This is a genomic window from Bacillus sp. AFS037270 (assembly GCF_002585305.1).
On sequence record NZ_NUNF01000053.1, the window covers coordinates 41,646 to 63,163 of the forward strand.

Below are 21,518 nucleotides of genomic sequence, written 5' to 3' on the forward strand. Positions count from 1 at the left end.
TCAACTGGCTGCCACAATAAATATATATCATACAAGCTTTATATCAATTTATATTTATTTTAGCATAAATTCCTCCAGAAGATTTAGTTAAGAGTTAATTGTTTCCTGAAATTTCTCAAAAAACAGGTCCGCTTCTTCCTGAGTATATTCCTCTTCAACTTTTTCTGGTAACTGAGGCAGTTCTTTTAAGTTTTTTAAACCGAAATAGTCTAGAAATTCTTTTGTGGTTCCATATAAAATAGCACGACCTGTTCCTTCCGCTCTGCCAGCCTCTTTTATTAAAACTTTTGCCATTAGGGTATGGAGTGGCCGCTCTGTTTTCACTCCACGGATATCTTCAATTTCTGCACGGGTAATCGGTTGTTTATAAGCAATAATTGCCAATGTTTCTAAAGCTGCTTGTGAAAGAGTAGATGTATGGGGGGAATCTACTAATTTTTTTAAATAGGCTGCATTTTCCTTTTTCGTGGCAAGTTGAAAAGTTCCTGCCAATTGAACGATCATAATGCCCCTTTTGTCATCACGGTCATACTCTTGACGCAAGTCCTCAATCATTTCACTGGCATGAAGCTCATCGACTTCTAATACCTCCGCCAGTTGTTTTAGGGATAGTCCCTCATCTCCAGCGGCAAATAATAGACTCTCTAGTATACTATTCCAATTTATAATTTCCACTTAATTAGCCCCTTCCTTCACAGCTTCTACAAATATATCCCCAAAATTTTCTTTCTGGTCCACATCTATGGCCTTTCTCTTGATTAATTCCAATATGGCCAAAAATGTTACAACAATATGGTCTTTCCGTGGGTTCGGAAACAAGTCATTAAAATTTTTCCTCCCCTGCAATTGTTGTAGCTCATCCATTATTTCGTTCATTCTTTTTTCAATCGATATTTCCTGTCGTGCAATCTTTGTGGCCATCGGCCGCTGCAATTTCTTTCTGCGCAATAGTTTCTGGAATGCAGCAAGCATATCATACAAGGATACATTTAATTCGGTCCGTTCTGGATTTATCCCTTTAGTAAAATCAGAAAGATCACTCGGGGGTTTGGTATACATAAGCCCTCGCTCTTCCTCCAAGGTTTTTAGGTCATGGGCGGCTTCTTTATATTTTCGGTATTCAATTAAGCGTTCAACCAGTTCATCTCTCGGGTCATCTTCATATGAGATCTCTTGGTCCACTTCATCTATTACCTCTTCATGTTTCGGTAAAAGCATTTTGCTCTTAATCGCAAGCAATGTCGCAGCCATAACCAAGAACTCACTTGCAACATCTAACTGGAGTTCATTCATTGTTTGAATATATAGTAAGTATTGCTCCGTAATTTCAGCAACCGGAATATCATAAATATCAATTTCGAGCCGATTAATTAAATGGAGAAGTAAATCTAACGGCCCTTCAAATGCATCGATTTTTACCTGATAAGGCATTTTAATTCACCAAAATTCTAAAAAATAAATTAACTTTGTTAATAAGTCTTACTGACAACTATTAGTATAGAGGATTCAAGTTTGTTATCCAATAGAAAAATCAACCTTTAGATGGTTAATCACGAAGTTAGGGTGTTTGCCCATAACAATGGACAACTATCCCACATATGATGACAAGGAAAAGAACAAAAACTTTCAAGGAGGTCTTTCATATGGATGGCGGATTTGGAGCAGGTTTTGCTTTAATCGTTGTTTTATTCATTTTGTTAATCATTGTTGGTGCTTCTTGGGTTTACTAAGAAGTGCAAAAGCGCGGATAAGACGCTAAAGTTAGACAATACGAAAACGGAAGCAAAGGGACCCGTCTATCTGGCGGGTCTTTTTTACTAGTTAAATGGATAGGCCCAATATGATAAACTAAAACATACATAATTCTAAAAGGGGGGATTTTTTGTTCCCAAAAGAGTATATCCAATTTTTAGCTCACTTTCATGGTGACAGAGATTATTTTGAGTGCCACGAGATACTTGAGGAATATTGGAAAAAAAATGATGTGAAAAATAAAAACTCCATCTGGGTCGGCCTTATTTTATTAGCAGTTTCGGCCTATCATCACCGGAGAAACAACTTTAATGGTGCCAAAAGGACATTGGAAAAAGCAATAACCATTTTTAAGACACAGCCCGAATCTGTCATAAAGCTTGGATTAGACCCACATTTGCTTCAAGATATATTAACAAGTCGGCTATCCAACATCACTAATCAACAAAGATATATTAGTTTTAACCTGCCAATTGGGGATCAAGCCCTGTTGGATCTATGCAGAAGGTATTGTAAGCAGAATGGGTTTGTTTGGGGGATGAACAGTGACCTTACAAATGAACATTTAGTTCATCGACACATCTTACGGGATCGAACTAGTGTAATCGAAGAAAGAAATCAATCTCTAAAATTAAGAAAAGGCAACGACTAATCCGTTGCCTTTTTAGGTATCTTAGCATACATCACATTTTTCAATAAATGGAGCTGTGTTCTCATTCGATATAATTACTTTATCTGCATACATTTCTTTTAATGCCTTCACCATTTTTTTCCCGATGCCTTGAAAGCGATGTGATGGGTTTACGGAAATATGTTGAACGATAATCTTATTGCCTGGATGATCAAAAAGGACTCCTAACAGCCCGATTATATCTTCTTCCTTCCAAAGAAAAAGCTGCCAATTTTCTTCGGATTCGTATTTTTTCATGGTTGCCTGGAGTTTTTTTAAGTCCTTTTCATCCGGCATAAAGGACAATAAACCCATGGCAATCTTTTCGAAAGTCTTCTTGTATCGAATTAACATTTTGATCCCTCATTATATTAAATAAACCGTTTTTCTGTCTGGTTTAACAATATTATATTTTTTCCTAATTATTGAATAATAAACATTTATTCATTATATGTAATTTGAATTTATAGTGTTTCACTAAACAACATAATACATAAATAATGGGCAATCATCAAATAGAAGTATCCATTATTTACTAGGAACAATAAAAATCCAGTAAATCAATCCCCAAATTACAGAGAGACCAATTAGAATCCCAAATAATAACCAGTTACTTTTCATAACAGAAAGTTCCTCCAAAAGCATTCTATCCTGCCACCATTCTACACTATATAACAAAAATAATCTATTTTCTCTTTTAAATGTTGTTGAATGTACGCCAGGTATGGAAACTATGAAACTTTCAGATAAAAAATTACGTTTATATTAATGGTTTCGGTTATATTAGTAAAAGGGATTTTATATTTCCAGTTTTGCTTAAAACTTCAAGGAGGCCTGAAATGAAAAAAATATTCGTTCTTCTACTCTTATCACTTATTAGCCTTTATCCTATTCACAGCTTTGCTGACATGGCTGAAGGGGATATGATTGTTACTCTAGGAGAAAATCTAACAGAAACGCAAAAAAGTAATTTATTAGAAGAGATGGGTGCACCTGCTGATGTACAAATTGTTACCGTTACAAATCAGGAAGAGCATCAGTACTTAGGAAAGTACATCGCGAAATCTTTGATTGGAACTAAGGCCATTTCTTCATCTGCCATAACCATTGCCCCAAAGGGAGCAGGGATTAAGGTTAAAACAAAGAATATCAACTGGGTTACGGATGAGATGTATGTCAATGCCCTAATTACAGCTGGGGTTAAAGATGCTAATATCTATATCACAGCACCTATTTCGGTATCTGGAACAGCTGCCTTAACCGGAATTATTAAGGCATATGAGATTTCTGCGGATAAAACGATTCCTGAAGATGTAAAACAAGCAGCGAATGAAGAAATGGTGGAAACCGCAAAATTAGGCGACTCAATTGGCGCTGAGAATGCCGCTGCATTAATTGCAAAGGTTAAAGAGGAAATTGCCAAGAATAAGCCAAAAAATGATGCAGAATTACGAAGCATTATTGAACAAGCAGCAAAAGATTTAAATGTGACCCTGTCAGATGCAGAACTGAACAGTTTAATTGACTTTTTTAATAAGCTGATTGATTTAAATATTGACTGGAACCAAGTTAGTGACCAGCTTAATAAAGCAAAAGATCAAATTTCTAAATTTCTACAATCCGATGAGGGGCAAGGGTTTTTAGAAAAACTCAAACAATTTTTCATCTGGTTGATTGATGCGATAAAAGCCATTTTTTCATAAGAATTGAAATAAAAAGCTGCCGCAAACAATTGCGACAGCTTTTTATAATTTTGTTCTAGTGATTAACGGTTAAAATTACCTACTTATTTTAACGGCAAATCCAACCGGACTAAGTCCTCGTAGGATTCTCTTTTCACTACAAGTGTGGCCCTTCCGTTTTCCACGAATACAACCGCAGGGCGAGGAATTCGGTTATAGTTGTTAGCCATAGAATACCCATATGCTCCAGTACAAAATACTGCGAGAATGTCTTCTTCCCCAGGTTCCGGCAACGGCAGATCCCATATCAGCATGTCACCGGATTCACAGCACTTTCCGGCTATAGAGACGGTTTGATTTGCCTTAGCTAATGGTTTATTTGCAAGCACTGCTTCATATTTTGCTTGATAAAGGGCCGGGCGGATATTATCACTCATTCCTCCATCAACCGCCAAATATTTTCTAACACCTGGTACTTCCTTAGATGAACCAACCTGATATAAGGTAATACCAGCATCACCAACTAGCGAGCGACCTGGCTCAATCCAAATTTCCGGCATTTTTAAGGAATGCTGCTCCGTCAAGTGTTTTACCTCGGTAATAATTTCTCGGACATACTGTGAAGGAAGAATGGGTTCATCTTCCTTTGTATAACGAATTCCGAAGCCTCCGCCTAAATTTAGGACTTTGGCAACAAAAGAAAATTCATTTTTCCACTGTTCAAGCTTTTCAACAATTTTTTTAGCCGCCAATAAGAAACCAGTCGTTTCAAATATCTGCGAACCAATATGGCAATGCAGACCGAGAACATTAAAGAAGTTATTTTCAATGGCCATTTTCAATGCATTTTCTGCCTGGCCGTTTTGAAGATCAAAGCCAAATTTTGAATCTTCTTGTCCGGTTAAGATGTAATCATGAGTATGCGCTTCTATACCAGGTGTGACCCTTAATAGAATATTAACATTCGCATTTTTTTCCCGGCACAGATCTTTTAACAGATTGAGTTCAAAAAAGTTATCAACGACAATACAACCAATCTTGTGGTCTAAAGCCATCTCTAACTCTTCTCTGCTTTTATTATTTCCGTGAAAATGAATTCTTTCAACAGGAAACCCAGCAACGATAGCGGTATATAACTCTCCTCCAGATACAACATCAAGCGATAATCCCTCTTCTTCCGCCAACTGAATCATAGCAACAGTCGAAAAAGCTTTGCTAGCATATGCTACCTGAGCAGTCACATTTAAATCATCAAAGGTTTGTTTAAAACCTCTTGCCCTTTCTCTCATTAAAGCTACATCATAAACATACAGAGGCGTCCCATATTGCCGTGCTAACTCAACGGCATCAACTCCGCCTATTTCTAGATTCCCGTTTTTATTTACACCTGTTGATCCGTAAAAATACATTCCCTCTCCCTCTCTCCGTTACACTACTATAGTCTATGAGACAATCTCAAAAATAAATAGACAGAATCTGCAAAAGATACTGCCTATTTTTTTGACTACTTTAACCCTTTATTTAAATAAAATAACTTTAGCATAACTTAATTAAAACTGCAATTGTAAAAAAAACATTACTTCTCATTTGCACCAGGCGGCTGCCTGAAACGATTTCGCGGCCGAACAATACTTGGTCTTAGCAGGGAGCCTGGAATGGCACGACGAATGACAATTTGCATAAATCCTTTTGGTTCAAAGGGAAGGAATGGCCAAAAGTATGGTGTGTTAAACGCACGCATATGAACAACAAATAAAAACATTGCTGTACACCCTATCACAAATCCTGGTGTATGGAACAGAGCAACCAAAATCATTAGGATCATTCTGGCAATCTTATTTGCTACACCTAATTCATAACTTGGGGTTGTAAAAGTACCTATACCTGCAAGCGCCACATAAAGGATGACTTCCGGAACAAATAGCCCTACATCAATCGCGATTTGTCCTATCAAAACGGCGGCAATTAAACCCATTGCTGTTGATAATGGGGTTGGAGTATGTATAGCAGCCATTCTTAAAAATTCAATACCAAAATCAGCTAATATTAATTGGACAACCACTGGAATATTCGTTTGTTTATTTGGTCCAATAAAGGCAATATTTTCGGGCAATAAGGATGGTTCCATCACAAATAGTAACCAAAGTGGGAGCAGTATGATGGAAGCTAATATTCCTAAAAACCTTGTCCATCTTACAAAGGTTCCCATTGCAGGGGATTCCCTAAATTCTTCAGCGTGCTGGACATGATGAAAATACGTTGTCGGAGTAATAATGACACTAGGTGATGTATCACAATAAATAATGATATGACCTTCTAATATATGTGCCGCAGCCACATCCGCTCTTTCTGTATATCTTACCATTGGAAAGGGATTCCATCCCTGTTTGACAATGAATTCCTCAATCGTTTTATCTCCCATAGGAATTCCGTCGACATTAATCGCCTTTATTTCTTTTCTTAATATATTTAATAAATCAGCATCTGCGACATCCTCTAAATAGCCTATTGCCACATCCGTTTTTGATCTTTCTCCTACTTTGATCATTTCAAAACGCAGGCGTTCATCTCTAATTCTCCGTCTCGTTAGCGCCGTATTTAGGATGATATTTTCAACAAATCCATCACGTGAACCCCGGACAACCTTCTCAGTATCTGGTTCTTGAGGCGACCTCCCAGGATAACTTCTTACATCAACGGCCAATGCCGTTTTTTCACCTTCAATAACTACGACAATCTGACCGGAAAGGACTAAATCCACGAGCTCATCTAATTTATGAATAGGCTGAACGGATTGGTTGAGAAGACGATTATAAATAAGCTTGTAAATGTCCGTTGATTGTTTTTCATGGTTGTTTAGCTGGACTAATTCTTCTATTAATTCGATGATAAAACGGGTATCACAAAGACCATTACAGTAATATATTTGTACATCTTTCTTGAGGACGTTCAGCTTCCTAACGCCTAAGTCAAAGCTGATGCCCAGCCCGACCCTTTGTTTCATATAATTTTCTATCTCATTTACTGATTCAGGGATTGGCCATTTTTGCTCATTGCTCCTTGACACGAAAGCCACTCCTTTCAAGTATAAGTTCTACAGCTTTTTTGGTTATTGGAGCACCCAACTTGTATGAATCTTGCCTAGCCATTTTTCCAATATCGCCCACTCCTACGATAATAGGAATACTTAATTCATCAAGACAATATACTGTATCTCCATTGATCCTGCCGAGTTCGAGTTCTTGTATTCCATATTTATCGACACCATACGGGGTTAAAATTCCATCCCGATCAATACTTACATCAACCCTTGTCCATTCCTCATGCCTGGATCTTGCTGCAACCGCAATGGCTCCTAACACTTCAATATCTTCATGTGTGGCAACATATTTCAATGCCGATTCGCCAGCACCTTCCCCTACAATTCCACTGTCATCAAACATCACTAATACCGGGTCATGCGGTGTTTTTTTAATTAACTTGACGATTTCCGGTCCCGTTAATTTGGAAGGATTTCCATAGGAGCTGGTTATACAACGTCCGCCAATCTCTTTGGCTACATGTTCAACAGCCCTTTTTGCATATTCATCACCGTCAGTAATTAAAATGACGCGCCTCCGAATACTCATAATCTGATGTCCCTTCCTAATTAATGAGTTATTGATCATGAAATTTATACTCTTTATTATCTTTCTTTCAAATAAGAGTTGATTCACAGCTGATGTTCAGTTTTTTAATGATAGATAAAATAAAGCCACTGAAAAATCGACCCAAAAATTTTCCCTAACACGATTGCCATGATTAGAATGATTATTTGTCCATCTAGCCGGATCCTTTTAGCTAGGATCGGAAACACATTTACTACTTCAGTTAACCCTGCCGCCAGCATTCCTACAAATACTCCCCCTGTAAGTCCTAAAGGGATTAAAAAATAGGCAGAGACATGCAGTGCAGGGTCCCTTAAGCTTGCGAACACCCCGACTAGTACTCCCAACACTACTGCCCATTCGTATAAAGGAATCATTTTCATTGATTTGGAAAGTTGTGTCAGTCTAGGGATAATCCCCAGTACAGTTAAAAATGCAACAAAACCAGCGCCTACCATTAATCCACTTGCAAGACCTATAAAGATAACTGCTAGGATTTTAATCGTCATCAATATGCTTCATACTTTCCTTATTTTCATGGATAACTACGTAATTATCTAAATCAAGCTGGTAATTAAAGATTTCGACTTCAAGTGGACTGGGTTCTTCATTTAAACGATGTTTGAACACATGATTAAAAAAGAGAATCATTCCAAGGCCAAGACCAATAGAATAAGGGATTTGGAAAAGCAATGGTTTTACTGCCTTTTTTTCTGTAATGATGGTGTATATTTTTTCCTGAACGCTTTGCATACTTACATCATCATGGAAATTCATAATCGTCATAGCAGAACCAAAAAATAACAAAAACCATATTAGGATAAAAATTGGCAATGAAACCTTTTTTTTCTTAAAAACAACTTCCACTATGGTCTGTGCTGGACCAATGGATTGAACTTCAGCTTCCTTAAATGTACTCGTTATCTTCTTGATTATCTCCATCACATCTATAACGATTATATTCCGATCCTTCTCCGTTACTCGATATATCATTATTGATTGTAATTTCAACAGGACCGCTTCTGGGGCAATGATCTGGGCAACATCCTTTAAGTAGATCTTTTCCTCTGGCCGGACATGAACTCGATGCCGCATGCGGATGTAGATTGTTTTTTCCAAAACATTCACTTCCCACACAATGATTTCCACATCAATAGTATGGATAATCTTCGGTCCTTTCATGTAAGCAAATGAAAAACCGCATGGATCAGAGATCCATGCGGTCCTTCATTTGCTGTAATATCTTCTTCTCAAGCCGTGAAACCTGTACCTGGGAAATCCCCAGCCTAACCGCCACTTCAGATTGGGTTTGGTCTTTATAATACCGCAAATAAACAATCAGTCTTTCCCGTTCATCAAGCTCGCGAATCGCTTCTTTTAATGCAATCTTATCAAACCATTTTCCTTCATTACCGTCATCTATTTGGTCTAGTAAGGTGATTGGATCGCCGTCATTTTCATATACTGTCTCATGAATGGATGACGGTGTCCTGCTTGCTTCTTGGGCAAGGATTACATCCTCCGGTGAAAGTTCCAAATGAGCTGAAATCTCATTTACAGTCGGAATCCTTCCAAGCGTTTTGGATAATTCATCCTTCGCTTTTCGAATTCTGTTCCCCATTTCTTTCAGTGAACGACTGACTTTGACAGTCCCGTCATCACGGATAAAACGTTGGATTTCACCAATAATCATTGGTACTGCATAAGTGGAAAATTTGACATCATAGGATAGGTCAAACTTATCAACCGATTTTAATAATCCAATACAACCAATTTGGAATAAGTCATCCGGGTCATAACCCCTATTAAGAAACCGCTGGACAACAGACCAAACAAGACGCATATTTTTTTCAACGATTAAATCTCTAGATTCTTGATCTCCAGCTTGGCTCTTTTTAATGAGCTCTTTTACTTCATGATCTTTTAAGTATGTTTGACTTTTATCGTTCTTGACCTCCACATCCATTGGCAAGTCTCCTTAATTGCAAAGCATTTTGTTAAGTTTTAAATGCTTCCTTAATCTAACCTCGGTTCCGCTGCCTGGCTGTGAATGAACCTCTACCTCATCCATGAAATTTTCCATGATGGTGAATCCCATACCGGAGCGTTCCAAATCCGGCTTTGTTGTAAACAATGGCTGACGAGCTTCCTCCACATCTGCTATACCTAAACCAACATCTTTAATTGACATATCAATCAGACTGTCTTCAATCGTTACCTGAATATAAACGATCCCGCTTGGGTCATTTTCGTAACCATGAATAATCGCATTTGTTACGGCCTCTGAAACGACCGTTTTAATCTCGGTTAGCTCATCCATCGTTGGATCAAGCTGGGCAATAAAAGCAGCGACGGTAACACGGGCAAACGACTCATTTTGACTTAAAGCGCTGAATTGAAGATTCATTTCATTCTTCACTCAGGCCACCCCCAATCTTTGCAATGCAAATTCCTCAGTCGGTTCCATTTTGATGATTTTGAATAAACCAGACATATCGAATAATCTTTGTATTGCAGGGGAAATCGCACATACCACCATTTCACCGTGCACTTGCTTTATTTGTTTGTATCTTCCTAAAATAACTCCTAATCCAGAACTATCCATAAAAGAGAGTTGTTCTAAATTTAAAACAATATGGCGAATATTATTTTTTTCTATAACAGCTGTGGCTTGTTCACGAAGGTCATCCGCTGTGTGATGATCTAACTCCCCACTTAAGCGAATACATAAAACATCGTGTTTTGTTTCCATTTCAATGTTAAGACTCACTATTCCCGTCCTCCTTAATCTGGTATAGTGAGTCAATTCGCTTTTTTAATGAAAATATCCTTCTATACATACAAAACTAGTCCTATTTCGCTAAAATTAGTATTGTAGTTTGAAGTTTCGACAATTGTTGTTAAACAGTAATTTCATATAGATGAACAATCATTTACTTTCCAGACTTTGTAAACATTCCAAATGCACGTTTATAAAGTGTCCACCAGCCTGCTTCTTTCACGTTCTTGCTGGCGACTAATGGACTTTCAAGAATTACTTTTCCATTCTTAATCAATTCAATTTCCCCAACCTTATCGCCCTTTGTAATAGGAGCCTTCAGATTTTTTTGAAGGATGACTTTTTGCTTAACATCCTGTATTTTTTCACCCTTTTTCGTTAGGATAGAAATCGGTTCACTAGTAACTGCTTCTATTTTCTTTTCCTTGCCCTTGCTTACTTTGGCCAAACCAATGGTTTGATTTCTTTTAAACATTGGATGTGTTTGATACTGGGCAAAGGCATAGTTAAGCAATTTCGTTACTTGTGCATTTCTTTCCTTAGAAGTCGGTGCACCAAAAACAACTGCAATAACACGCATTCCTTCTTTTTGGGCTGTTGCTGTCAGGCAATACTTTGCCTCGGCAGTAAAACCGGTTTTTAATCCGTCTACACCAGGATAAAAGCGCACTAATTTATTGGTATTAACCAGCCAGAATTTTTTATCGGTATTTTCACGAAGATATGCTTCGTACATACCTGTAAATTTAGTGATACCTTCATATTTAAGCAGTTCTTTTGCCATAATAGCCATATCAGCTGCTGTGCTATAATGACCGCTGACCGGAAGCCCGGTAGTATTTTTAAAGAATGTATGCTTTAATCCCAGCTCTTTGGCTTTAGCGTTCATCATATCGACAAACGCATCTTCGGAACCTGCTATTCTTTCTGCCATGGCCACGGAGGCATCATTTCCTGATCCAATGGCAATTCCTCTTAACATTTCCTTAGTCGTCATTTCTTCGCCTGGTTCAAGGAAAATTTGTGAGCCGCCCATAGAGGCTGCATACTCACTTGTTCGTACTTTTTCATTCCAGGATAGTTTGCCTTCGTCAATTGCCTCCATAATGAGGAGCATCGTCATAATTTTTGTCATACTCGCAGGCGGCAGCTCTTCGTTACTATTTTTTTCATATAGGACTGTGCCTGTATCTCGTTCAATTAAAATAGCGGATTTAACATTGCTGACAATATCAGTATTCTTTTTCTCTTCAGCAGCAAATGCAGATGGAATCCATAAACTAGTTAGTAAAAAAGATGTCACTATGAAAGAGACAAATCGTTTCATTCGCATAACCCTCCATTCTTTATAATCTCCATTTTTTCCAAATCAACTTACTTTATACAATTATTTCCTATAATTCCAAATTAATTAAGCTAGTAAAATGGAAAAGGGTGACAGGCACCATGNNCATGGTGCCTGTCACCCTTTCGTTTTATTCTGTTATTTCGCCGTGGATAAGGATCGGAGCCTCGATTTTTGCGGATGAAATCTTGATATTTTCATAAAGCTTCTCTTTTACTTCGTCAACATTCTCAAAGTTGCTGTAAATAGTTACGAGGGATTCCCCTTTTTTCACTTGATCACCGATTTTCTTTCGCAAAACAAGGCCAACAGCTAAATCAATCGTAGATTCTTTTGTGGCTCGCCCCGCACCGAGGATCATAGCTGCCGTTCCCACTTCATCGGCCACTATTTCAGCTACATAGCCATCTTCTTTTGCTTCTAGTTCAAACGTATATTTTGCTTGTGGCATTTTAGAAGGGTTATCAACGATCGATTCATCTCCACCTTGAGAACTCAAAAAGACTTTTAATTTCTCTAATGCAGAACCGTCTTTAATTGCATTCTCAAGCTTTTGACGAGCCTCTTCTAAAGAGCTTGCTTTTTCTGCTAAGTAAACCATGTGGCTGCCAAGGGTTAAACAGAGCTCCGTTAGATCCTCAGGGCCCTCTCCCTTTAAGGTATCAATGGCTTCTTTTACTTCAAGGGCATTCCCAATGGCATATCCAAGCGGCTGGCTCATATCCGAAATAACCGCCATTGTCTTTCTGCCAACATTATTTCCGATTCGCACCATTGCTTTTGCTAATTCTTTAGAATCTTCCAATGTCTTCATAAAGGCACCGGCACCTGTTTTAACATCTAGGACAATGGCATCGGCCCCAGCGGCAATTTTTTTACTCATAATCGAGCTTGCAATAAGCGGAATACTATCGACAGTGGCGGTAACATCCCGCAGTGCATATAGCTTCTTGTCAGCAGGGGTTAAGTTTCCACTCTGACCAATAACCGCAATTTTATTTTTATTAACTAAATCGATAAATTCTTCATTTTCAATTTCAACATGGAAGCCTTTAACTGCTTCTAACTTGTCAATGGTTCCACCGGTGTGGCCTAAACCACGTCCAGACATTTTTGCAATTGGCACTCCGACGGCAGCTACAAGCGGGCCAAGAACAAGAGTGGTTGTGTCACCAACTCCTCCTGTGGAGTGCTTATCGACCTTAATTCCTTCAATTTGTGATAAATCGATTTGATCACCCGATTGAACCATTGCCATGGTTAAATCGGCTCTCTCCTTTTCTGTCATACCCTTGAAATAGATGGCCATTGTTAAAGCACTAACCTGATAATCGGGAATCGATCCATCCGTGTAGCCGTTTATAATAAATTTAATTTCTTCAGTTGATAATTCTTGCCCATCTCTTTTTTTCTCTATTAAGTCAACCATTCTCATTAATTATCACCACATTTTTTTATAATCATTTTAGAAGCCTTTTTAGAGGGAGCGTTCTGGTTACTGACCAATCCCTTTAACAATTTCTTTAATATATAAAAGGAAGTTTGCTTTCACTTTTTCTGTTGTTTCAATGACTTCATTATGGGTTAATGGCTGATCAAGGATACCTGCTGCCATGTTAGAAATACAGGAAATCCCAAGAACTTTCATCCCACTGTGACGAGCCACAATGACCTCAGGAACAGTGGACATCCCTACCGCATCCCCACCTAAAATACGAACCATTCGGATTTCTGCCGGCGTTTCATAAACCGGACCAGGGTTTCCAAAATATACCCCTTCTTTGATATTAAGGTTTAACCGGTCCGCAATCTCTCTAGCAATTCTCCGTAATTCCTTGGAATAAGCTTCTGAGAGATCAGGGAAACGTACACCTAAATTAGAATCATTGGGCCCTACCAATGGATTCGTCCCCATATTATTAATATGGTCTGTTATGATCATTAAATCGCCAGGGGAAAAGCTTTCATTCACCCCTCCGGCAGCGTTGGTGACAATTAACATTTCAACACCCATTTCTTTCATAACACGAACGGGGAATGTTACTTTATACATACTGTAACCTTCATAGAAATGGAATCTGCCTTGCATCGCGACAACCTCTACCCCATTTAACTGACCGAAAACTAGTTGTCCAGCATGGCCTTCTACTGTTGAAATTGGGAAATCAGGGATTTGGTTGTAAGGTGTTTTAACGGGATTTTCTATTTCCTCCGCTAGTACACCGAGACCTGAACCTAAAATAAGACCTACTTTTGGTGTTGTTTGATATTTTTCTTTTAAAAACTGAGCTGCATTTTGAATGCTTTCAATATTCATTTTTATTCCTCTCCTTATTTCAATTCATGTAAGAAGCTTTTGCCATAGTTAGGCATCTTTACATTGAAGTTGTCAGCAACTGTCGCACCAAGGTCTGCGAATGTTTCCCTTAATGGAAGTTCTTTGCCTCCGTTCATACTCTTAGAATAGACAAGTAATGGGACATATTCACGTGTATGGTCTGTTCCTGGGGCAATAGGGTCATTTCCGTGGTCGGCAGTGATCATTAACAAATCATCATCTTTCATCTTTGCAAACACTTCGGGCAGGCGGGCATCGTATTCCTCAAGTGCCTTTCCATATCCTTCTGGGTCACGGCGATGGCCGTATAACGCATCAAAATCAACCAAATTTAAAAAGCTAATACCATTGAAATCCATATCAAAAGTTTCCACAAGCTTATCCATACCATCCATATTGGATACCGTTCTAAGAGATTTTGTTACCCCTTCGCCGTCATAAATATCAGAAATCTTTCCAATCGCAATTACATCAAATCCTGCGTCCTTTAACTCACTCATTACTGTTCTATCAAAAGGTTTCAAGGCATAATCATGACGATTTGGTGTACGCTTAAAGCTGCCTGGTTCACCTAGAAATGGGCGGGCAATCACACGACCAACCATGTATTTTTCATCAAGTGTCAATTCACGAGCAATTTTACAGATGTTATACAACTCTTCAAGCGGGACAATTTCTTCATGAGCGGCAATTTGCAGAACAGAATCTGCAGAAGTATAGACAATCAATGCCCCTGTTTTTATATGTTCTTCGCCAAGCTCATCTAATATTTCGGTTCCGCTTGCAGGTTTATTTCCAATAATCTTTCTTCCTGTTCGTTTTTCTAGTTCTGTTACAAGCTCGTCTGGAAATCCTTCTGGGAACACACGAAAAGGTGTTTGAATATTAAGACCCATAATTTCCCAATGTCCAGTCATGGTATCTTTTCCATTTGAAGCCTCCTTCATTTTTGTAAAAAAGGCTAATGGTTTTTCTGCTTTAGTGATTCCTTTAATTTCACGAATATTGCTTAAACCCAATTTTCCCATATTCGGCATATTCAGACCGTTCATTCTTTCAGCAATATGACCAAATGTGTCGGCCCCTTTGTCTCCAAACTTCTCAGCATCAGGTGCTTCCCCGATCCCAACAGAATCCATTACAATGATAAATATACGTTTGTATGTATTTGCAGTCATACACTACTACCTCCTTGACATAGAAAACGTTTGCAAATAAGAATCAGACAGCTATAGGTTGTCCTCATAAAAATAGGTTTATGAAAGTCATTGAATAAATCATTCGTCAGAAGTCTGACATCTTTATTTTACTCTAAGTTTCTGAAAAAACAAGAAAAAAAGCCGCCAAAATTCAAGACGACTTTTTACACTTTTGTAAATAAGTTTTAGGCTATCATTCTATTAAGCTCGTGGATGAAATTTACTGTAGACATCCTTAATTCTTGATTTCGAAACAGTGGTATATATTTCTGTTGATGAAATATTGGTATGTCCTAACATCTCTTGAACAGCTCTTAAATCGGCACCATTTTCAAGCAAGTGTGTAGCAAAAGAATGGCGAAGGATATGAGGGGTAAGCTCTTTATCAATCCCTGCTTCTTGTGCCAGTTTTTTTAAAATTTTCCAAAAACCCTGTCTCGTTAACCGATGCCCCTGATGATTTAAGAACAGTGCATCATCCTTGTGCTTCTCTGTAACAAAATGAGGTCTGCCGTTTTCGAAATAGAGCTTGATTGCTGCTAATGCAGTTTTTCCTATCGGAATAATCCGCTCCCTGTTACCTGTTCCAATACACCGGATAAACCCGAGTGTTAAATGAACATCGTCTATTTCTAAAGCTATTAATTCACTTACACGGATTCCTGTTGCATATAGGAGCTCTAACATGGCCTTATCTCTTATACCAAAGTGATCATTTAGATTAGGAGTATTAAGTAGTTTCTCTACTTCAACTAAACCCAAAACCTTAGGAAGTGCCCGATCAAGTTTCGGCGTTTCTATTAAAACAGAGGGGTCTTGGTCTACCGCCTTTTCTCTTAATAAAAACTGATGAAACGCCCGAATAGAGGCAATATGTCTTGCCACCGTTTTGGAGGACTTCCCTTGGTCCTTTAAAAAATTCAAAAAATGAAGAATATGAATACGCTGAATTTCATTTAAAGATTGAATGACTTCCACACTTTTTAAATAATGAAGGTAGCTTTTCAAATCCCGTTCATACGAAATAATCGTATTCTTTGCTAAACCTTTTTCTACTATTAAATAATCCAAAAAAGCTTTTAACTGGTTTTCCATCACGATTACTCCCCATTTAAGTAAAACAACATCAGCCGGTCTATTACAGATGAACTGTCTTCTTTCACTGCATTTGATACCTTTAGCGCAGATCCTTCTGGTTCATCATAGCGATGATAATTTTGATATTCTTCAGATACCCACATGATACCATAATAAAAGAGAATCGTGCACCCGGTGAAAATGATAAATACCTTTAATGTCTGGAGCGCCACTTTAAGAAAAGAGACCATCTAACATCCCCCAATACTAATTTCTATTAAAAGGTATGCCAAAATGGACAAAATATATACCTGCTTCTCTCTGACACAAAAGAAAAAAGTCCTTTTCATTGAAAGGGACTTTCAGTTTCATATTATTCTGTTTCCTCATCCTTATTCTTATCCAAGCACCGGTGACAGATACCATGAAAGGTTAAGCGGTGGTCTTTTATTTTAAAGTTCCATCTGCGCTCAACAACGGCTTCTACATCTTCTAGCAAATCCTCTTGAATTTCATCAACAGCTCCGCATTCAATACATACAAGATGATGGTGAAAATGGGCTGCACCTTCCTGACGAAGATCATAGCGTGAGACTCCATCACCAAAATTTATTTTATCGACAATTTTTAATTCCGTTAGCAATTCCAATGTTCGATAAACAGTTGCTAAACCAATCTCAGGCGATTTTTCTTTTACGAGGAGGTACACATCTTCCGCACTTAAATGATCCTCTTCATTCTCTAACAAAACTCGAACGGTTGCTTCACGCTGGGGAGTTAATTTATAACTCGCTGAATGCAACTGTTTCTTAATTCTCTCAATTCTAGTTTCCATCCTGAAGGCCCTCCCTCGCCACTGTTAGTTTCCATTATAACAGATGGTCAAAGAGATTCAAAATAAAATTATTATAAATAAGATACAACAATTAATATTAACTAATAATTATTTTAATGATATTGAACTTATGATGCTTTTCATTAACCAAGGAGACAAATACGCTTCTACTCCTGAAGCAGCTGAAATGAATAATACGGCTGCAATTAAGGCAACAATATAACGTTTAAAAAATGGCATAATTGGCTGAGCATATTTCTTCATAAATTGCCGTTTAATCATTCTCATTGAAAAAATGACTGAGAATGCTGACATCAATATAAACACAGGAATGATAATCAGATTCTGAGGAAGAATGGAGGCAAAGGCTAACAGAAAGCCTTTCCATCCCATCTGACTAACTAAAAATCCCACCGTAAAACCTACAACCATTCCTTTAAGGAATAAAAGTATTAATATAATTGGAAGACCTATAATAGAGATTCCTAGAATCCACATAAGGCCAATAAATTTACTGTTGTGGTAAAAGCTCTGCAAAAATAAATCGTTGTCCTCTGTTACTGTTCCATCGGAAACTTGGCCAAAAAATTGCGATAAATAATAGAATAAATCTTCCTTCTGGGTAATGCTCATGCTATTGACGACAATAGCCCCAAAGATTACCCCCATTAAAAATAAGATTACAATAAATAAGAAGATTGAGGAATGTTCACGAAAATAACTGGCGGCATCTGACTGGTACAATCGTTTTTTCATTTTTAATTTCCTCCTACTGCGAAAGGTCGATTAGTAAAGTCTATGCTAGTCTAGTTTTTCTATGACGAGAAAAATTTTAGTAGGAATAGAAAAAAGAAAAGTCATCAACCATGAAAAATCCCGGCAAACTGGCTGCCGGGTATGAATTGTATTTTAGTCTGCAATTTTCCCATATTTGCCGCCGCCTCCGGCTGCAAGAGTTACATTACCTTCTCTTGCTTTCATAATGAACTCAGCAATTTTAGCAGGTACCACTTCTGTTAAAGCCTCATATGGAACTTCATGTAAAATGGCCATTTCACTGCCAAAATGATTAACCAGCTTCTCTAACAACCGTGGCCCTAATCCAGGAATAAACTCAAGCGGCACTTGATGAACATATGGCGGGCGCCCTGGGGGACTGGTATCCGCTGTCTTTAACTCTAGAATTCGATCTGCTACACCTTTAATAACTTTATTTTTCCCACATTGATCACATAATTGATCATCATGATTTAACGGGTTTAGACATTCCGCACAAACAGTTTTATGATATTTACCCAATAATGGGTCAAGACCATAATTGGCAATGATATGGCGGCCGTCTTCCCCTTTTAACGCTTTTTGCAATTCTAAAAAAGTTGGCTCTTTCATGGCCATCACTTGATATTCTCGTGCGATTTTTGCTAGGGAGTGGGCATCGGAGTTGGTTACAAATGTATATTTGTGAAGCTCTCCTAATTGGTCTGCCATGTGTGTGTCTGAGCTTAGCCCTAGTTCAATCCCATCAATTAAATCCGGATTTAAAACCTCTGTGAGCGATTTATTAACCCCTTTGCCATATAAACTTTTAAAGGGGGTAAACACATGGGCTGGAATGAAAATGCCCCCTAAGTCTTTGACTTTTTTTTGTAACACCAGACCTGTCACATAAATCCGTTGAGAACTGAGTTGAATATTTTTCAAATGGCCGGAAAGCCAAGAAGAAAACTCCCGCATAATCGTAAGATTTGGAAAAAACATAAGCAGATGAATGGGACCATTTGATTGTTCATCATATATTTCCAATTCAGAGCCGGGAATAACTGTTAAATCGCCAAAAATTAAACCACCGTCTTGATGCTCGCTTATTTCCCCCCTTTGTATAAGGCTTTCCATTTCCAAAATTACTTCGGGTGAATGACTGTCAATGATTCCTACCATATTCAGTCCCTTTTCATGCCGGGCATGTTCAATAATATTGGTAAATGTCAGTGATTTAGCACCCGTGATTTTAACCGGCTTACCTGTCCAAGTCCGGCCAATATGAATGTGTAAATCTACATAATAGCGATTCATTTATATTTCAACGCCTCTTGTAATTGTAAGTACTGAACAGCGAATATTGTTTTTGCATCAAAAATCTTTTGTTCTGTTACATATTTTAATGCTTCTTCAAGAGTTAATTCCTCAAGATTAACAAACTCATCTTCGTCAAGACCTGCCGCATCCTCTTTTTTTGTTAGCCCTTTTGCTACATACACATGGACAATTTCATCTGCAAAACCCGGAGATGTATAGAAAGATGTTAATAATTCCAAACTGCTGCATTCATAGCCAGTTTCTTCCTCTAATTCTCTCCGTGCACAGATTTCAGGCTCTTCTCCTTTTTCGAGTTTACCAGCGGGGATTTCCACAATCGTTCTTTCTAATGCTTTCCGATATTGTTCCACCATAACCACTTTATTTTCGTCGGTAACAGCTATAACCGCAACAGCCCCCGGGTGTTTGATGATTTCACGCTTCGAATGCTTTCCATTTGGCAGCTCCACATCTTGCAAATGAAGACTGATGATCTTCCCTGAAAATATTTCTTCACTCTTAATTGTTTTTTCTGTTAGGTTGTCCATTACCGTCAACTCCTGTTCTATTCCGTAAAGACATACGCATACATTTTACCATACTTTAATTGGAGGAGTAGGTAATGAAAGTCTATATCCATGAGCAAGGAATCACTCTTGTTGGCAAGGCCTGGGAAATCCTGCAGAAGTTAAAGGAATATAACAAGGATTATGTATTAGTCAGTGAATGGGTTCGGGATATTTCACAAAAAAAGTAGCTTCGATTTGTAGTCTGCCCTTTTCTTTAATAAAATTGTAGAGAAAGGACAGGGGGGATACTTTTGAAAAAAAGAAAACTAGGTCATTCAGAGTTGTATGTTACGGAATTGGGGCTCGGCTGTATGTCCATCGGCACAGAGGAAAAAGCAGCCAGAAAGATTGTCGAGGCGGCACTTGAAGAAGGGATTAATTATTTTGATACCGCTGACCTCTATGATTTTGGTAAAAATGAAAGAATTGTCGGCCAGGCTTTAAAACCTGTCCGTGAGCAGGTCATTCTTGCAACTAAGGTCGGAAATCGTCCGAACCCGGATAAAACCGGCTGGACCTGGGATCCATCTAAAGCTTATATTAAGGAAGAAGTAAAAAACAGTTTAAAGCGTCTAGGAACTGACTATATCGATTTATATCAACTACATGGTGGAACGATTGAAGACCCCATTGAAGAAACGATTGAAGCTTTTGAAGAATTAAAAGCAGAAGGATTTATTCGCTGCTATGGCATCTCATCTATTCGACCCAATGTCATCCGCGAATATATAAAAAAATCTAGTATCGTGTCCGTTATGATGCAATACAGCATATTAGACCGACGACCAGAAGAAGAAGCTTTACCACTTTTACATGAACATGGGATAAGCGTTGTGACACGCGGACCGCTTGCTAAAGGGCTGCTAAGCGATAAGCTGCTAAGCAAGGCAACTGAAAAAGGCTATCTGGATTACAGTTACGAAGACTTATCAGAAATTTTGCCTGGTTTAAAAGAAAAAGTCGCTTCTGCTCGGTCATTTACAGAGGTCGCTCTACAATATAATTTAGCAACCCCTGCTGTGGCTTCGGTTGTTGTTGGAGCGAGCAGCCCAGAACAGATTAGGAGTAATGCCGCTGCGATAAGAAGTAACCCTCTGACCAAAGAGGAAGTGTTGTTCATTAAAAAGGTTACAAAGCCTAGTGTTTATAGGGAACACAGATAAACAGGGGGAGCTTTCGCTCTCCTGTCTATTTAAATTCCTTCCAGTTCATACCACTCTCGTTTAGTAGTTCCTCAAATGATTTGTTTTTTTCTTTTAATCTTTGTTCTTCCCGTTTCTTTTGTTCTTCCTCTGCTTTTATTCTATCTTCTTCAGCCTTTAGCTGATCTTGCTGCTCTTTAAGCTGCTTCATTAAGTCCGGATTAATCAAATCTTTGAGTGTTACTGCGGTATCTTCCTTTTTTGGTTTAGATTGATTGGTTTGTCTTTTTTGTTTTTTCATTCTAAACGCCTCCATAATTAAAATCCTATTCTATTATACCATTTCAAAAAACACACTTAGTATAAAAAAAGCGTAAGCGCCTTGGTCCCCGATATAGGGCGACTTG

27 protein-coding genes are annotated in these 21,518 nt (G+C 38.2%); 5 read left to right on the top strand and 22 right to left on the bottom strand.

All coding sequences use genetic code 11. The annotated features are described in order from the left end of the window. Window positions 1-87: 87 nt before the first annotated feature. Window positions 88-675, bottom strand: a complete 588-nt coding sequence (gene scpB, locus COD92_RS23685) for an SMC-Scp complex subunit ScpB (protein WP_098533054.1) — start codon at window positions 673-675, stop codon at window positions 88-90. Continuing rightward, window positions 676-1,431 (bottom strand): segregation/condensation protein A, encoded by a 756-nt coding sequence (locus COD92_RS23690; RefSeq protein WP_098533056.1) that lies wholly within the window; start codon window positions 1,429-1,431, stop codon window positions 676-678. A gap of 212 nt (window positions 1,432-1,643) precedes the next feature. On the opposite strand from COD92_RS23690, the gene COD92_RS23695 reads away from it, so the two are divergent. Then, window positions 1,644-1,730 (top strand): YjcZ family sporulation protein, encoded by an 87-nt coding sequence (locus COD92_RS23695; protein ID WP_101650965.1) that lies wholly within the window; start codon window positions 1,644-1,646, stop codon window positions 1,728-1,730. A gap of 152 nt (window positions 1,731-1,882) precedes the next feature. Next, window positions 1,883-2,404: a DUF309 domain-containing protein gene (locus COD92_RS23700; protein ID WP_098533060.1), complete on the top strand. Its 522-nt coding sequence runs from the start codon at window positions 1,883-1,885 to the stop codon at window positions 2,402-2,404. 21 nt (window positions 2,405-2,425) lie between these two features. On the opposite strand, the gene COD92_RS23705 is transcribed toward COD92_RS23700, so the two are convergent. Further along, complete coding sequence (locus COD92_RS23705) at window positions 2,426-2,776, bottom strand: GNAT family N-acetyltransferase (RefSeq protein ID WP_098533062.1); 351 nt, start codon at window positions 2,774-2,776, stop codon at window positions 2,426-2,428. A 485-nt stretch (window positions 2,777-3,261) separates the two neighbouring features. Here COD92_RS23705 and COD92_RS23710 point away from each other — a divergent pair, with 485 nt between their 5' ends. Beyond that, complete coding sequence (locus COD92_RS23710; protein ID WP_098533064.1) at window positions 3,262-4,125, top strand: DUF1002 domain-containing protein; 864 nt, start codon at window positions 3,262-3,264, stop codon at window positions 4,123-4,125. Window positions 4,126-4,208: 83 nt separating this feature from the next. Here COD92_RS23710 and lysA read toward each other — a convergent pair whose 3' ends face one another. The 18 genes from lysA to COD92_RS23800 all read right to left on the bottom strand — a co-directional run bounded on the left by lysA (window position 4,209) and on the right by COD92_RS23800 (window position 19,948). Further along, window positions 4,209-5,513 (bottom strand): diaminopimelate decarboxylase, encoded by a 1,305-nt coding sequence (gene lysA / locus COD92_RS23715; protein WP_098533066.1) that lies wholly within the window; start codon window positions 5,511-5,513, stop codon window positions 4,209-4,211. A 167-nt stretch (window positions 5,514-5,680) separates the two neighbouring features. Then, a complete protein-coding gene (locus COD92_RS23720) occupies window positions 5,681-7,171 on the bottom strand; it encodes a spore germination protein (protein WP_255286838.1) in 1,491 nt (496 codons plus the stop codon). Further along, window positions 7,155-7,733, bottom strand: a complete 579-nt coding sequence (gene spoVAEA, locus COD92_RS23725; protein WP_098533068.1) for a stage V sporulation protein SpoVABEA — start codon at window positions 7,731-7,733, stop codon at window positions 7,155-7,157. The genes COD92_RS23720 and spoVAEA overlap by 17 nt, the downstream gene beginning before the upstream one ends. Before the next feature lie 104 nt (window positions 7,734-7,837). Then, window positions 7,838-8,260 (bottom strand): stage V sporulation protein AB, encoded by a 423-nt coding sequence (locus COD92_RS23730; RefSeq protein ID WP_098533070.1) that lies wholly within the window; start codon window positions 8,258-8,260, stop codon window positions 7,838-7,840. Next, window positions 8,250-8,870, bottom strand: coding sequence for a stage V sporulation protein AA (locus tag COD92_RS23735; RefSeq protein ID WP_098533108.1), 621 nt, complete (start codon window positions 8,868-8,870; stop codon window positions 8,250-8,252). The genes COD92_RS23730 and COD92_RS23735 overlap by 11 nt, the downstream gene beginning before the upstream one ends. 88 nt (window positions 8,871-8,958) lie before the next feature. After that, on the bottom strand, window positions 8,959-9,717 hold the full coding sequence (gene sigF, locus COD92_RS23740; protein ID WP_098533072.1) for an RNA polymerase sporulation sigma factor SigF: 759 nt from the start codon (window positions 9,715-9,717) through the stop codon (window positions 8,959-8,961). A 12-nt stretch (window positions 9,718-9,729) separates the two neighbouring features. Next, window positions 9,730-10,170 carry an anti-sigma F factor gene (gene spoIIAB, locus COD92_RS23745; RefSeq protein ID WP_098533074.1) on the bottom strand — a complete coding sequence of 147 codons (441 nt, stop codon included), beginning with the start codon at window positions 10,168-10,170 and terminating at the stop codon, window positions 9,730-9,732. Beyond that, the gene (gene spoIIAA, locus COD92_RS23750; protein WP_098533076.1) at window positions 10,171-10,521 is read right to left on the bottom strand and encodes an anti-sigma F factor antagonist; all 351 of its coding nucleotides are present in this window, start codon (window positions 10,519-10,521) and stop codon (window positions 10,171-10,173) included. A gap of 163 nt (window positions 10,522-10,684) precedes the next feature. Further along, window positions 10,685-11,857 carry a D-alanyl-D-alanine carboxypeptidase family protein gene (locus COD92_RS23755; RefSeq protein WP_098533078.1) on the bottom strand — a complete coding sequence of 391 codons (1,173 nt, stop codon included), beginning with the start codon at window positions 11,855-11,857 and terminating at the stop codon, window positions 10,685-10,687. A gap of 148 nt (window positions 11,858-12,005) precedes the next feature. After that, entirely contained in the window at window positions 12,006-13,310 is a 1,305-nt protein-coding gene (locus tag COD92_RS23760) for a pyrimidine-nucleoside phosphorylase (protein WP_098533080.1), read from the bottom strand. A gap of 60 nt (window positions 13,311-13,370) precedes the next feature. Continuing rightward, window positions 13,371-14,192, bottom strand: a complete 822-nt coding sequence (locus COD92_RS23765; RefSeq protein ID WP_098533082.1) for a purine-nucleoside phosphorylase — start codon at window positions 14,190-14,192, stop codon at window positions 13,371-13,373. A gap of 14 nt (window positions 14,193-14,206) precedes the next feature. Further along, on the bottom strand, window positions 14,207-15,391 hold the full coding sequence (gene deoB, locus COD92_RS23770) for a phosphopentomutase (protein WP_098533084.1): 1,185 nt from the start codon (window positions 15,389-15,391) through the stop codon (window positions 14,207-14,209). 222 nt (window positions 15,392-15,613) lie between these two features. Then, window positions 15,614-16,507 (bottom strand): site-specific tyrosine recombinase XerD, encoded by an 894-nt coding sequence (gene xerD, locus COD92_RS23775; protein WP_098533085.1) that lies wholly within the window; start codon window positions 16,505-16,507, stop codon window positions 15,614-15,616. A 5-nt stretch (window positions 16,508-16,512) separates the two neighbouring features. Then, entirely contained in the window at window positions 16,513-16,740 is a 228-nt protein-coding gene (locus COD92_RS23780; protein WP_098533086.1) for a YqzK family protein, read from the bottom strand. 122 nt (window positions 16,741-16,862) lie between these two features. Next, on the bottom strand, window positions 16,863-17,324 hold the full coding sequence (gene fur / locus COD92_RS23785; protein WP_098533088.1) for a ferric iron uptake transcriptional regulator: 462 nt from the start codon (window positions 17,322-17,324) through the stop codon (window positions 16,863-16,865). 108 nt (window positions 17,325-17,432) lie between these two features. Then, window positions 17,433-18,080: a stage II sporulation protein M gene (gene spoIIM / locus COD92_RS23790; RefSeq protein ID WP_098533090.1), complete on the bottom strand. Its 648-nt coding sequence runs from the start codon at window positions 18,078-18,080 to the stop codon at window positions 17,433-17,435. 153 nt (window positions 18,081-18,233) lie between these two features. Beyond that, window positions 18,234-19,397, bottom strand: coding sequence for an endonuclease Q family protein (locus COD92_RS23795; protein ID WP_098533092.1), 1,164 nt, complete (start codon window positions 19,395-19,397; stop codon window positions 18,234-18,236). After that, window positions 19,394-19,948 (bottom strand): NUDIX hydrolase, encoded by a 555-nt coding sequence (locus tag COD92_RS23800; RefSeq protein ID WP_098533094.1) that lies wholly within the window; start codon window positions 19,946-19,948, stop codon window positions 19,394-19,396. The genes COD92_RS23795 and COD92_RS23800 overlap by 4 nt, the downstream gene beginning before the upstream one ends. A gap of 74 nt (window positions 19,949-20,022) precedes the next feature. Here COD92_RS23800 and mciZ point away from each other — a divergent pair, with 74 nt between their 5' ends. Together mciZ and COD92_RS23810 are read left to right on the top strand one after the other, a co-directional pair. Then, a complete protein-coding gene (gene mciZ / locus COD92_RS23805; RefSeq protein ID WP_098533096.1) occupies window positions 20,023-20,157 on the top strand; it encodes a Z-ring formation inhibitor MciZ in 135 nt (44 codons plus the stop codon). Between the two features lie 63 nt (window positions 20,158-20,220). Continuing rightward, window positions 20,221-21,132, top strand: a complete 912-nt coding sequence (locus COD92_RS23810; RefSeq protein WP_098533098.1) for an aldo/keto reductase — start codon at window positions 20,221-20,223, stop codon at window positions 21,130-21,132. Window positions 21,133-21,157: 25 nt separating this feature from the next. Here COD92_RS23810 and COD92_RS23815 read toward each other — a convergent pair whose 3' ends face one another. Further along, window positions 21,158-21,412, bottom strand: a complete 255-nt coding sequence (locus COD92_RS23815) for a YqkE family protein (RefSeq protein WP_098996579.1) — start codon at window positions 21,410-21,412, stop codon at window positions 21,158-21,160. Window positions 21,413-21,518 lie beyond the last annotated feature (106 nt).